8 protein-coding genes and 1 pseudogene are annotated in these 12,944 nt (G+C 62.7%); 7 read left to right on the top strand and 2 right to left on the bottom strand.

The window, feature by feature from the left end; genetic code table 11:
• The first annotated feature begins 134 nt into the window (after positions 1 to 134).
• Positions 135 to 1,166 carry a histone deacetylase family protein gene (locus tag NKJ32_RS08040; RefSeq protein ID WP_352586595.1) on the top strand — a complete coding sequence of 344 codons (1,032 nt, stop codon included), beginning with the start codon at positions 135 to 137 and terminating at the stop codon, positions 1,164 to 1,166.
• Positions 1,167 to 1,241: 75 nt separating this feature from the next.
• Here the strand turns inward: NKJ32_RS08040 and NKJ32_RS08035 are convergent.
• Positions 1,242 to 2,108: pseudogene (locus tag NKJ32_RS08035) on the bottom strand (TMEM43 family protein).
• Positions 2,109 to 3,574: 1,466 nt separating this feature from the next.
• On the opposite strand from NKJ32_RS08035, the gene NKJ32_RS08030 reads away from it, so the two are divergent.
• The gene (locus tag NKJ32_RS08030; RefSeq protein WP_352742003.1) at positions 3,575 to 5,218 is read left to right on the top strand and encodes an MFS transporter; all 1,644 of its coding nucleotides are present in this window, start codon (positions 3,575 to 3,577) and stop codon (positions 5,216 to 5,218) included.
• 220 nt (positions 5,219 to 5,438) lie between these two features.
• On the opposite strand, the gene NKJ32_RS08025 is transcribed toward NKJ32_RS08030, so the two are convergent.
• Positions 5,439 to 7,739, bottom strand: a complete 2,301-nt coding sequence (locus tag NKJ32_RS08025) for a hypothetical protein (protein ID WP_352702822.1) — start codon at positions 7,737 to 7,739, stop codon at positions 5,439 to 5,441.
• Between the two features lie 327 nt (positions 7,740 to 8,066).
• Here NKJ32_RS08025 and NKJ32_RS08020 point away from each other — a divergent pair, with 327 nt between their 5' ends.
• The 5 genes from NKJ32_RS08020 to NKJ32_RS08000 all read left to right on the top strand — a co-directional run.
• Complete coding sequence (locus NKJ32_RS08020; protein ID WP_352827303.1) at positions 8,067 to 8,927, top strand: FAD binding domain-containing protein; 861 nt, start codon at positions 8,067 to 8,069, stop codon at positions 8,925 to 8,927.
• A complete protein-coding gene (locus tag NKJ32_RS08015; protein WP_023675443.1) occupies positions 8,927 to 9,403 on the top strand; it encodes a (2Fe-2S)-binding protein in 477 nt (158 codons plus the stop codon). The genes NKJ32_RS08020 and NKJ32_RS08015 overlap by 1 nt, the downstream gene beginning before the upstream one ends.
• 2 nt (positions 9,404 to 9,405) lie before the next feature.
• Positions 9,406 to 11,670, top strand: coding sequence for a xanthine dehydrogenase family protein molybdopterin-binding subunit (locus NKJ32_RS08010; RefSeq protein ID WP_352827408.1), 2,265 nt, complete (start codon positions 9,406 to 9,408; stop codon positions 11,668 to 11,670).
• Positions 11,670 to 11,915 (top strand): MoaD/ThiS family protein, encoded by a 246-nt coding sequence (locus NKJ32_RS08005; RefSeq protein ID WP_023675441.1) that lies wholly within the window; start codon positions 11,670 to 11,672, stop codon positions 11,913 to 11,915. Before NKJ32_RS08010 ends, NKJ32_RS08005 begins: the two co-directional genes overlap by 1 nt.
• A 281-nt stretch (positions 11,916 to 12,196) precedes the next feature.
• The coding region (locus tag NKJ32_RS08000; protein ID WP_352827301.1) for a tyrosine-type recombinase/integrase at positions 12,197 to 12,944 on the top strand (748 nt) is incomplete at its 3' end.

Here is a 12,944-nt window from a genome sequence, read left to right as displayed (position 1 = left end):
CGCAGTTCGGTTGCGCTGCCGGCAGGCTAGACGACCGGCTGCCGGGCCAGCAAGCCATGGCTGGTTGGCCCAGCGCCTTGTGAAAGGCAGTGCAGGACGGTTAGGGTCGCCGCGTCTCACCACGGAACAATTTCATGAAGACTGTTTTTTCGCCTTTCCATGCCGGCCATTCCGGCAATGTCGAATTGATCGCCGGCGCCATCGTGCCGGCTTTTGAAACGCCTTCGCGCGCCGAGTTCATCAGGGCGCGGGTGGAGAGCGAGAAGCTCGGTCCGATCCTGCCGCCGGAAAGCCACGACCTTGCCGCCGCCAGGAAGGTGCATGCCAGCGACTACATCGATTTCCTGCCGACCGTGTGGCCGCTCTGGGAAGCGTCGGGCCGCAGCGGTTCGGCCATTCCCTTCACCTGGCCGACGCGCGGCCTTCGCGGCGACGTGCGCCCGAAAGGCATCGATGCGCTGCTCGGCTTCTACTCCTTCGACGGTGGCGCGACGTTCGTCAAAGGCACATGGGATGCGATCAAGTCGTCCTATGACGTCGCGCTGACCGCCGCGGCGCTGGTCAAGGCCGGTGAGCCTTCCGCCTTCGCCCTCTGCCGCCCGCCAGGGCACCATGCAGGGGCGGCCTTCATGGGCGGCTATTGCTTCATCAACAACGCCGCCGTCGCCGCGCAATGGTTCCGCGACCATGGCGCCGGGCGCGTTTCGATCCTCGACATCGATTATCACCACGGCAACGGCACCCAGGAGATATTCTATCGCCGCGGTGACGTTCAGGTGCTGAACCTGCATGGCGATCCGATGACCGAATATCCCTTTTTCCTCGGCCATGCCGACGAACGCGGCGAGGGCGACGGCGAAGGCTTCAACGACAATTACCCGATGCCCTTCGGCACCGGCTGGGACGTGTGGAACGCCTCACTCGAGGACGCTTGCACGAGGCTTTCGGCTTATGCTCCTGACGTCGTCGTGGTTTCACTCGGCGTCGACACTTTCGAGAAGGACCCGATCAGCCAGTTCAAGCTGAAGACCCCCGACTATCCCCGGATCGGCCGCCGCATCGCCAGGCTCGGCCTGCCGACGCTGTTCGTCATGGAAGGCGGCTACGCCGTCGAGGAGATCGGCATCAACGCCGTCGGCGTGCTGACCGGCTTCGAAGACCGCTAGAAGCAATTCCAGGAAACAGGGCGGTTCGTCGTTTCCGTGAAACGATGAACCGCTAGAACCGCCGGCGCCTGCAACTCATGTGGCCGCGCTCGGCGCCGCAACCGGCGGAGCCGGCCTGCGCGAGCGGCCGAGGTAATAGACCGCCGCCGCTGCGATGACGCCCGCTGCCAGGATGCCCGCCGCCAGCACCGGCCGGTACCAGAACCAGGCGATGGCCATCGTCGTCGCCCCGACCAGGATCGCCAGGAAGAACGCGATGATGCCGGTACCCATCCGCGCCATGCTGCCGAGCAAAGGAATGACGTCGAGGATGACGCCGATCGGCCCGAGCAGCAGGGCAAAGCCGATGGCCAGGAGCAGCACGCCGGCGGCGCGCAGCAGTCAGGTGATCAGCGTGTTCGCGCTGACCGCTTCGGCGAACATCTTTTCCGCCGGAACATTGCCGGTGTCGACCATCAGCAACTGGTCGCCGGCGATTGTCTGGTATGGCTCGAAGCCGCCCCCCGTCTGGCGCGCGACGACGCTGACCACGCCGAGCGGCGCCAGTTCGTAGCCGATGCGGTAGTCGCCCAGCGCCGGCGACGTGGTGTTGAAACCGAGATAGATTTTTCCGTCGACGATGTTGACCCGCTTGGTGCCGGTATAGGCGGCGTCTATGGCGGCCGACTGATCGGCAGACAGTGAGAACATCTTGTCGCCGCCGATCAGGTCCAGCACGGGCCGGTCGAGCGTGAAAGCACCGAGCTTGCCGTCCGGAATCTGGAATTGCTTGCTGTGGATCTCCATCGGCGGATTCTCGTGGCCGTCCGGCTTCTTGAACTCCGACGAATTGATCTGGCTGTCGTCCCACACCTTCGAATAGCTGTAGGTCGTCACCGTCTCCTCGCCGCCGCCCAGCTTCTTCGTCGTCTCGGATTTCTCCTCTTCTTTCCACTGGTACATCTCGGCGCCGCGCGACAGCCGCAACCCCTGCGCCGAAATACCGAAGTCCGGATCGGCAAGGCCGCTGCTCGCCGTCACCGCCCCGGTGACATGGACGAGCTTGCCGTCATTGGCGGCATCGACGCTGTCGGCGCCGACCGAGACCACCGCGCCCGATCCCTCGGCCAGCGAGCGCGCCGTCTGCACGGCCCGGCCCTCGTTCCAGAACAGGCCGATCACCATCAGCACGATCAGGAGCAGCCCGAAGACGACCCCGCCGACCGCGCGTTTGATCCGCCCGAACCACGAGACGGACGTCACTTCCTGAAATGAATCGCTCACTATTTCCCCATCCCCCGAAACCAGTCTCGCGAAATCCGCGCTCTGCCGCGCAGTGGCAAGCAACCGGCGTCACCCCAAACCGGCGGACGCCCATCCGTCCCGGCACCGGGAGCTTATCGCAATCGGCGAGCCGCCGATACGGCACAGTTGCGATCCGACCCGGTTTCGCGGCCGTAAAGCCCATCGCTCACCGCCAATTCATTGAATTCGTTTCCGTCAAATCGCGTTGATGTCAGATTCGTCTGCAGTTGGATTGTAGCCGAATCAGCCGTTCCTTGGGGGGCGCGGCAATCACCAAAGCTTGATGGTCCGCCACTATTCCGGAATCAGATCGGCTAGTGGGCAATGCTCCACCAGCAGGCTCTTGCAGAGTGCGTAGTCTTCGTACGCGAAAACACCTTGGTGCGCCCGTAACCCCGTTGCGTGACGTGGTGCGGCAGACGGCGAACGACAATGCGGGCAAGGCGAGGCATGCGATCAATCCGAACGCAGAGCCTGTCGGTTGGGCAGCAAAAAGTGCACCATCATCGTAGTTCGATTCGGACGGATCTCAGTATAAAAAGGAGAGATATAGGAAAAATAAATAGGACAATAAATCCATATATGCTGCCGGCTATCAAAAATACGTTCTCATATGGGTAAAATGTAGTTATTAGACAAGCGATAATATACAATACTACGTTCTTTTCGTACAATTTGTCACCAAGTATGTTCAACACAAGATATGTGTACAAAATAGCACATGTAAATATTTGTATTAAAGCCAGGTCGCTCATGCTCGCAAGCGGTCTAAAAAATACGTGAGGTATAGCCACTATGAGAATGGCAATCGACATCACCTTGAGAGCTCGCGCTTTCATTTCAGTCCCTCGGTAATTTCCTTCTGGCAATTTTCCTACGTACGGACCGCAGTCAAGTCCGAGCTGTGGAGCCTGAAGGGCCGAATTACCTTCATGCCAGCATCTGAATCGGCGCACGCAGTGGCGTGCGCTGACCGGCTCCGCGATCGCTATCTTGTTGTTGGACCATGATGTTTTTCCAGAATGCGTTCGCCCTTTGCGAAATGATGTTCTATTTTTTGAACCCACGGCTTGCGGGGCCGATGGATCGGAAGAACAAACGCATTTGAGCCCGGGAAAGCATTTATGAACGACGACACACCGGAAAGCGAAAGCGCCTCGGCGCTGGCGCCGTTCCGGCACGGCATCTTCCGGGCGGTGTGGTCCGCCAGCCTCGTCTCCAATTTCGGTGGCCTCATCCAGGGCGTTGGCGCCGCCTGGATGATGACGACGATCGCCACCTCGTCCTACCAGGTGGCATTGGTCCAGGCCTCGACCACCTTGCCAATCATGCTCTTCGCGCTGCTGGCCGGCGCCATCGCCGACAGCTTCAACCGGCGCAAAATCATGCTGATCGCGCAGATCTTCATGCTGGTTGTTTCGGCTCTTCTCACCGTCTTCACCTATCTCGACCTGATGACACCGTGGACGCTGCTCGCCTTCACCTTCCTGATCGACAGCGGCACCGCGCTCAACAGCCCGTCCTGGCAGGCTTCGGTCGGCGACATGGTGCCTCGCACCAAGGTGCCGGCGGCGATCGCGCTCAACTCGATGGGCTTCAACCTGACGCGCAGCGTCGGCCCGGCGATCGGTGGCATCATCGTTGCCGCAGCAGGTGCCGCCGCGGCCTTCGCCGTCAACACGCTGAGCTATGTCGGCCTCATCGTCGTGCTGGCCCGCTGGAAGCCGGAACTGCCGGCATCGACCTTGCCGCGCGAGACGCTGGGCGCCGCAATGGGCGCCGGCCTGCGCTACGTCGCCATGTCGCCCAACATCGGCAAGGTGCTGGTCAGGAGCTCGGCTTTCGGCTTCAGCGCCGGCGCGGTCCTGGCATTGCTGCCGCTGGTCGCGCGCGACGTCGTCAAGGGTGATGCCTTGAGCTACGGCATCATGCTCGGCGCCTTCGGCATCGGGGCCGTCGGCGGCGCGCTGATCAGCGTCAGGCTGCGGCAGCTGCTGTCCAGCGAAACCATGGTGCGCATGGCATTCGCCGGCTTCGCCGTCTGCGCCTTCAACGCCGCCGTCAGCAATCATGCCTGGCAGACGTCGCTCGGCCTGCTGCTCGGCGGCGCCTGCTGGGTGACGGCGCTTTCGCACTTCAACGTCACCGTGCAGATGTCGACGCCGCGCTGGGTGGTCGGCCGCGTGCTTTCGGTCTATCAGACCGCGACCTTCGGCGGCATCGCGCTCGGCAGCTGGGTCTGGGGTGTCGTTGCCGACGCGCATGGCGCCGAAGTCGCCCTGATGGCGGCCAGCGTCGCCATGCTGGCGGGAGGCGCAATCGGCCTGCTGCTGCCGCTGCCGCAGCAGGCGGTGCTCAACCTCGACCCGCTCAACCGTTTTCAGGAGCCGCATCTGGCGCTTGATCTCAAGCCGCGCAGCGGTCCCATCGCCATCATGATCGAATATGTCATCCGCAACGAGGACGTACCGGAATTCCTCGCCACCATGGCCGAGCGCGGCCGCGTCCGCCGCCGTGACGGCGCCCGCAACTGGACATTGGCGCGCGATCTCGAAAATCCGTCGATATGGATCGAGCACTACCACACGCCGACCTGGGTAGAATATATCCGCCACAATCGGCGCGCCACCTACGCCGACGCGGTCATCGGCGAGCGTATAAGGGCGCTGCACAGCGGCAACGAGCCACCGCGCGTCCGCCGCATGATCGAGCGCCCGACGACTGCCGGCACGGCGCTGGTCATGCCGAAGGGACCGATCGAGCATTAAAGCATTTTGCAGCCAAGGGAATCACTTGACGTCGCAGAAATGTGGTTAAAACAAATAGATAAAGCGGGATGCACCGTTCAATTTGAACGCATCCCGCTCCAGCGCAATTTCAGGAAAAGTGTGAAACGGTTTTCCGTCCGGAAGAGACAGAGCGGTTCGCCGTTTCCGTGAAACGATGAACCGCTCCAGCCACCCTGACGCCCTTCCGCTGGCGATTCGACTACATGAGCTCTATGACGAAATAATCGCCCTGCTGTATCCACTTTACCAGGAAGTTGATCGTCAGGTCGGTACCGCTCCAATACATCTCGACGGTTGATGGAGACGGCTTTATGAGGCCTCCCTCGATAAAGTCACTCGACCTCGTCCCAGATACGCCTGAGATGAAATTGAAATCCTGGAACTGGAATGTGACCTCGCAGCTGAGAGTGAACGGCGTGAACCCGCCGCCGGCCGGCTTGGGCAACGCGAACTGAACCAACGCCGGCTCTGCGTTCGGCTTTTCGGTCTTTGAAAAGCTGCCGGATGGCCCCTGCAGGTGCCAGGTGATTTCAGTGATTTCTTTCTTGGTGGCGTTGAACCAGAGACCCGTTGCTATCGTCAGCATCGCCGGCTTGACGACCGGCGCCGCAGTAAGGGGAATACTGATGGTCTCGGTCTTGTAGCCAACGGCTGCAACTTGCAAGCTGACCGATGCTTGGCCGGTCGGCGGAGATAGCGTGAACGCTGTGTTGGTGGCCCCGACCACCGCGCCCCCTTGCGATATGGTCCCTCCAACCGATTGGGACTTGTTATCGGCGTCGACTGCTTTGATGGTTATCGTCGCCGGCTGGCCCGCTATCAGGGACGGGGGAGCCGCGGAGAGCAGCATTTCCCCGAGGGTGACATTGACGGGAACTCTGGTGAGCGGAGACATCTTCGTGCACAATGTCTGCATCACCGTAATTTGGTCTTCTACCTTGAGCTCGCCCACGTAAATCCCGAAGAAGAGCGTCGTCCAACCAAGTGGCGTATCGCTGGCGCGCCACTTCCCGTTCACGAATACATGCACGCGCGCCCCGGGAATCACGCCTGATACGTAAATTAACCGCTGGAAGACCCGGACGGGCTGTTGAATATCCGGGGTCTTGAGTGGGGTCAGGTCGGACACTTTGATCGGACCCCCGACCCGAAGCGCGAGGGGCTGACAAGTAAGCTCCAGCTCGGCGTGAATGTGCTCGCCGGCGCGCAACGGCCGAAATGTCTCGACCCAGACGAGGCCGCCAAAACTGAATACGGGCTTGCTGATTACAGGAGAATCTGGCGCATCCGAGTACAAACGTACGACCGCGTTGTCGACGCTGTTGACGAAAGCGCCGCTTGCACATTCAAATGCAGGCTCCATGACGGTCGGCGGAAATACGCTGCCCTGGTAAGACCCTACCACCAGCAACTTATCCGATGTGGCTGTCTTGCCGCATAGCTCCTGGATGACGACGAGCGATGGAAACGGCGGCGAGGCCGGGATCAGGGCCGACACGTCGGGAATCCAGTATTGGCCGGAACTCACATCCTCGCCGACTCCGATTCTCCCGAGCACGGTAGCTGCACCCGAAGTCGGATCGACAAGTTGGATCGTCAATGTCGCGCCGGGCTCGAGATTGGAGATAGGCAAAGCACGGGCTGCCGGGCAGGAGTACTGTGAGGCGTCGATTACGGGCTTTCTAACCGGCAAGGTTTCGTCGACGATCACCGGAGGGGCAGATGACGGACTTGATGCATTGCAGCGCTCGAAGTGCTGCGTGGCGCTGAAGACATCCGGATTGTGCGCGGCACGGCCAAGCAGCGCCAGGAGGTTGGCACCGACGAAAGGATATTCCAGCACGTCGCCATTGAAGTGGACCTTCGTGGTGGCGCCTTGAGCCAACCCCCTGACGGGTACTGCTTGCGCGCACCCAGGAACCGGGCCGACTGCTGGTGCCGGCATGGTATTTTCCCGATACGGCGTCTGTTCGGCGGGCAAGCTCGGGGTCTGACTGCTCTTCACCTGTCCGGCAGGCGTCTGAACGGACTGCACTGCGCTAAGCACATCGTTGGCCTGGATCGCCCCGCGAATGCGCACTGGTACGACATTTCCGCGTGCAGTATCGCTGCCAATCAATGCGCCGCCGTTGAAAATCTCGACCGTGGCGCCAGGATAGGCTGCGCCTATCAGCACCCAGTCGACGCACTCGTGCACCTGACTCAAATACACCAATGGGCTTAGCGTCGAGGGATACCCGAGCACGACGATCGGGACCGGGCTTGGATCACTGGTTTCGGCGCCGAGCGTCCAGCGTGCGGTCAATGCATCCCCCACGTTGAGGGAGCCTGCGGCGACCGGCACAAAGGTACTGGTTGTGGCGCCGGCATTTACCGCAGGGACGGGTACGCCATTTACCAGGAGGGAAATGCTCGAGCCGGGAAGCGGCCCATCGATACGGACCGAGGTACTCAAGACCGATACGGGGCCAATCACAATTGGTGCAAGGAGCGTGCTCATGTTCGTTTCCCTCTCTGTACGGCGCAGACATGTCGCCTGGTTCGAAACAGGACATAGAGGGAGCGCACTTACGGATGACTTACGGATGGGTCGGCGCGGTGCTGGACTGCGCGCGCGTCCGCCGCATGATCGAGCGCCCGACGACTGCTGGCACGGCGCTGGTCATGCCGAAGGGACCGATCGAGCATTAGTGGCTGGCGGTGCGTCCAGTGGACGAGCAAAATGAAATTGCGGCGCCTGGCCTAATCCGCGAATGCACGAACAGGATGGCCATTGTGAAGAGACGGTTATATCAGTTGATGTGACTATGACCACTAAGGGGAGACGATGCGCTACATACGTCCGCTTTCAATGGAAGATGCCGTTGGCCAGTTGGCCGGATCAGTCGGCACGGCCGCCATCCTCGCCGGAGGCAGCGACCTCTTGGTGCGAATGAAAGGCGGGTTTATCGAACCCGACCTGATCGTCGACATCAAGGCGATCGACGGGCTTGGCGAGATCAGGGAAACAGCCGAGGGCTTCAGCATCGGCGCGGCGGTCTCCTGCGCATTGCTGGGCGAGAACACGGCCCTGCAGAAGGCATGGCCTGGCGTCGTCGAAGCGGCCAAGCTGATCGGCTCGAAGCAGGTGCAGGGACGCTGCACCATCGTCGGCAATCTGTGCAACGCCTCGCCGGCCGCTGACAGCGTGCCGGCGCTGGTGGCTGCTGGCGCCAAGGCGGTGGTCGTCGGCCCGGGAACCAGGCGCACGATTGCCGTCGAAGCGGTGCCGACCGGGCCGGGCAAGACGTCGCTGGCCAAGGGCGAGATCGTCGAGGCAATCCTGCTCGACCAACGTCTGCCGCATTCGAGCGATGCCTATCTGCGTTTCATTCCGCGCACGGAGATGGACATCGCGGTGGTAAGCGCCGGCGTGAACTTGATGCTCGATGAGCAAGGTCGCGTCAAATCCGCCCGTCTGGCATTGGGCGCCGTGGCGCCGACGGTGATTCTGGTCGAGGAGGCCGCCGAGGTTCTCATCGGCTCCAAGCTGGACGAAGCCACGCTGGAGAGGCTCGCCAAGGTCTGCTCGGGCGCCTGCCGTCCGATCGACGACAAGCGCGGCACTATCGAATTCAGACGGAAAGTCGCGGGTGTGCTGGCCAAGCGGGCCGCCACGACCGCCTATGCACGCGCAGGAGGCAAATGATGGCTGGTGTGGCAGTATCAACGACAATCAACGGCGACAATGTCGAGTTCCTTTGCCAGCCGGACGAGACGCTGCTTGATGTCCTGCGCGATCGCCTGGGGCTGACGGGCGCCAAGGAAGGCTGCGGCACCGGCGACTGCGGGGCCTGCAGCATCATCCTCGACGATCGGCTGGTGTGCTCGTGCCTGGTGCTCGGCGCGGAGGCCGAGGGCCGGCACGTCGAGACCATCGAGGGCATGGCGCATGGCGACAGGCTGCATCCGCTGCAGCAGAAATTTCTGGAACACGCCGCACTCCAATGCGGCGTCTGCACGCCGGGCTTCCTCATGGCTGCTAAGGACCTTTTGGCCAAGAATCCCGATCCGACCGAGGAGGAGATCCGCTTCGGCCTCGCCGGGAACCTCTGCCGCTGCACCGGCTATGACAAGATCGTGCGTGCCGTTCAGGACGCCGCCAGCGTGATGAAGGGAGCATGACGATGAATTTCGATCCGCGTTACTCCGGACGCAATTTCACCGCTGTCGGCACGCGTCCCATCCGTCCCGACGGCGTCGACAAGGTGACGGGCCGCGCACGCTATGGCGCCGACTTCAACATGGCCGGGCAACTGGTCGGGCGCGTTCTCAGAAGCCCCCATGCGCATGCCACGATCAGGAAGATCGACACGTCGAAGGCGGAGAAGCTCGCCGGCGTCAAGGCCGTGATCACCGCGGCCGACCTGCCCGACCTTACCGACGGCGATTCCGCCATGTACGACATCCTCGACAACTGCATGGCGCGCAAGAAAGCGCTCTACGACGGCCATGCCGTGGCCGCGGTCGCGGCGGTCGATGCTCGCACGGCGAGGCAGGCACTGAAGCTGATCGAGGTCGACTACGAGGTGCTGCCGCATGTCACCGACGTCGACGAGGCGATGAAGCACTCCGCACCCCTGATCAACGACGCCATCTTCACCGAGGGCATCGAGCAAAAGCCCGTCAAGCCTTCAAACGTCACCAAGCGCACCCAGTACGGCCATGGCGACATCCATGAAGGTTTCGGCCAGGCCGATTTCGTCGTCGAACGCTCCTTCAAGACCGAGCAGACGCACCAGGGCTATATCGAGCCGCATGCCTGCGTGGCCAATGTCAGCTCCGACGGCACCGCCGACCTGTGGGTCTGTACGCAAGGCCATTTTGTCTACCGCCAACACTGCGCCCAGCTGCTTGGCATGGAAGCCTCGAAGCTGCGCGTCACCTCGTCGGAGATCGGCGGCGGTTTCGGTGGCAAGACCCATGTCTGGGCCGAGCCGGTGGCGCTGGCGCTGTCGCGCAAGGCCGGCCGGCCGGTCAAGCTGGTCATGACGCGCGACGAGGTGTTCCGCGCGTCTGGCCCGACCAGCGCCACCTCGATCGACGTCAGGATCGGCGCCCGCAAGGACGGCACGATCACGGCGGCCGAGGCGACGCTGCGCTATTCCTGCGGCCCCTATGCCGGCATGTGGGCCGAGATCGGCGCCATGACGGCCTTTGCCTGCTACAAGCTCGAGAACGTCAAGACGGTCGGCTACGAAGTGCTGGTCAACCGGCCCAAGACCGCGGCCTATCGCGCGCCGTCGGCTCCGATGGCGGCGTTTGCGGTGGAAAGCGCGGTCGACGAGCTGGCCAAGGAGATCGGCATGGACCCGGTCGAGTTCCGGATCAGGAACGCGGCGCAGGAAGGCACCAGATCCTCCTACGGCCCGGTATACGGCCCGATCGGCATCGGGCCGACGCTGGAGGCGGTGAAGAACCACCCGCATATGAAGGCGCCGCTCGGCAAGAATCAGGGCCGCGGAATGGCCTGCGGCTTCTGGTTCAATTTCGGTGGCCAGACCTGCACCGACCTCAACATCGGCATGGACGGTTCGGTCTCGCTTGCCGTCGGCACTGTCGACGTGGGTGGTTCCCGCGCCTCGCTGTCGCTGGTGGCGGCGGAGGAGCTCGGTATCCCCTATGAGCAAATCAAGGCGGTGGTCGCCGATACCTCCAGCCTCGGCTATAACGATATGACGGACGGCAGCCGCGGCACCTTCTCGTCTTCGATGGCGACGATCTCCGCCGCTCGCAACGCCATCAAGGTCCTCAGGCAGCGCGCCGCGCAGATGTGGGACATACCCGTCGACGACGTGGTCTGGGAAGAGGGTCACGCGATTGCCAAAGGCGCGACGCACGGCAACCTTTCGCCGCTGTCGATGAAGGAGATCGCGGCCGCTTCCGGAAAGACGGGCGGACCCATTGCAGGGCACAGTGAGCTCGTCGCCGACGGCGCCGGCGTCTCCTTCGCCACCCATATCTGCGATATCGAGGTGGATCCCGAGACAGGCTCGACCAGGGTGCTGCGCTACACCGTCGTTCAGGACGCCGGCAAGGCGGTGCATCCGACTTATGTCGAGGGGCAGTACCAGGGCGGTGCCGCGCAAGGCATCGGCTGGGCGCTTAACGAGGAGTATATCTACGGCAAGGACGGGCGGCTGCAGAACCCTGGCTTCCTCGATTACCGCATCCCGGTCTGCTCGGACCTGCCGATGATCGACACGCAGATCCTCGAGATCCCCAATCCCAACCATCCCTACGGGGTGCGCGGCGTCGGCGAGACCTCGATCGTGCCGCCGCTGGCGGCGATCGCCAATGCGGTGTCGAACGCCGCGGGCGTGCGCATGACGCACATCCCGATGTCGCCGCCGCGCATCCTGGCGGCGCTCGAGGCAGAACGGGAAGGCTGATGGTCGAAGTAACGCTCTGGGGATCGCTCGGCGCGATCGCCGGAGGCAAGAGCAAGGTCGAGATCGAGGCGAAGGACATAAGGGAGCTGTTCAGGAAACTGGCTGAACAGTATCCCGGCCTCGAGCCCTACATCGATCGCGGCATCGCCGTCGCCATCGACGGGACGATCTATCGCGATACGTGGTCGAAGGAGCTGCCGGAAGGGGCGGAGATTTTCCTGCTGCCGCGTCTTGCCGGGGGATAACTGGACAACCCTGTCCTACCCATTGACGACCAAGACATGGCCTAGGCTCGAGAAAAACCTCGGCTATCCACGAGAATTCTTGGCCAGTTCAGCCTGCGAGTTTGGCTCCTTTTCGATGACTGCTTCTGTGTCAGGGAACGAACCCGCTCGCGGGAGGGGCGCGGGGTTTGAGGCGTGAGCTTTGTTGGCAGCGTCGGTGAGGCTTTAATCGATCAGGGGTGACGGACGGCCATCGGCCTCCGAGCATGAAGTGTCAACCTTCAGCTTGAGAGGAGCATCCGATGACCGTCCCTACGCATCCATCCGGCAGCGCACTTCGCGAGCGCATGATCGAAGACATGTCCATGCGCGGCTTCACCGAGGATACGCGCCGAGACTATATCCGTTGCGTGAAGGCGTTTGCAGCCTTCATCGGGCGCTCGCCTGATACCGCGACGGCTGAGGATCTGCGGCGTTTCCAATTACACCAGACCGAGAGCGGCATGCGGCCGCCGGGGATCAACAGCGCGGTCTCGGCGCTGCGCTTCTTCTTCACCGTGACGCTCGACCGGCCCGATCTCTCGCGCCGTCTCACCGTCATCCGCCAGCCACGCAAGCTGCCGCTGGTGCTGAGCGTCGAGGAGGTGGCGCGGCTGCTCGAAGCCGCACCGGGACCGAAGTACAAGGCGGCGCTTGGCACGGGCTACGGGGCGGGGTTGCGGGTGTCGGAGATCGTGGCGCTCAAGGTGAGCGACATCGATTCGACGCGCATGCTGATCCGCGTCGAGCAGGGCAAGGGCCGCAAGGACCGCCACGCCATGCTGTCGCCGCAGCTGCTCGGGCTTCTGCGCGCCTGGTGGCGCGAGGGCAAACGCCGCGGCGTGATGCTGCCGCAAGGCTGGCTATTTCCGGGTCGCAGCCCGATCACGCCGCTCTCCACGCGGCAGATGAACCGCGCCGTTCATGCCGCGGCGGAGGCCGCCGAGATCAAAAAGCGGGTAACGCCGCACACCCTGAGGCATTCCTTCGCCACACATCTCCTGGAGCAGG

Source organism: Mesorhizobium sp. M0159, from assembly GCF_040322295.1.
Classification (GTDB): Bacteria; Pseudomonadota; Alphaproteobacteria; order Rhizobiales; family Rhizobiaceae; genus Mesorhizobium.
Note: the sequence above shows the minus strand (reverse complement) of the source record. Positions and strands in the feature narration are given on the sequence as shown.

What these genes read in the sequence shown, in the direction of transcription:
- NKJ32_RS08040 (WP_352586595.1), top strand. Translation starts at nt 135, where the DNA reads ATGAAGACTGTTTTTTCGCCTTTCCATGCCGGCCATTCCGGCAATGTC.
- NKJ32_RS08005 (WP_023675441.1), top strand. Translation starts at nt 11,670, where the DNA reads ATGGTCGAAGTAACGCTCTGGGGATCGCTCGGCGCGATCGCCGGAGGC.
- NKJ32_RS08010 (WP_352827408.1), top strand. Translation starts at nt 9,406, where the DNA reads ATGAATTTCGATCCGCGTTACTCCGGACGCAATTTCACCGCTGTCGGC.
- NKJ32_RS08015 (WP_023675443.1), top strand. Translation starts at nt 8,927, where the DNA reads ATGGCTGGTGTGGCAGTATCAACGACAATCAACGGCGACAATGTCGAG.
- NKJ32_RS08020 (WP_352827303.1), top strand. Translation starts at nt 8,067, where the DNA reads ATGCGCTACATACGTCCGCTTTCAATGGAAGATGCCGTTGGCCAGTTG.
- NKJ32_RS08025 (WP_352702822.1), bottom strand. Translation starts at nt 7,739, where the DNA reads ATGAGCACGCTCCTTGCACCAATTGTGATTGGCCCCGTATCGGTCTTG.
- NKJ32_RS08030 (WP_352742003.1), top strand. Translation starts at nt 3,575, where the DNA reads ATGAACGACGACACACCGGAAAGCGAAAGCGCCTCGGCGCTGGCGCCG.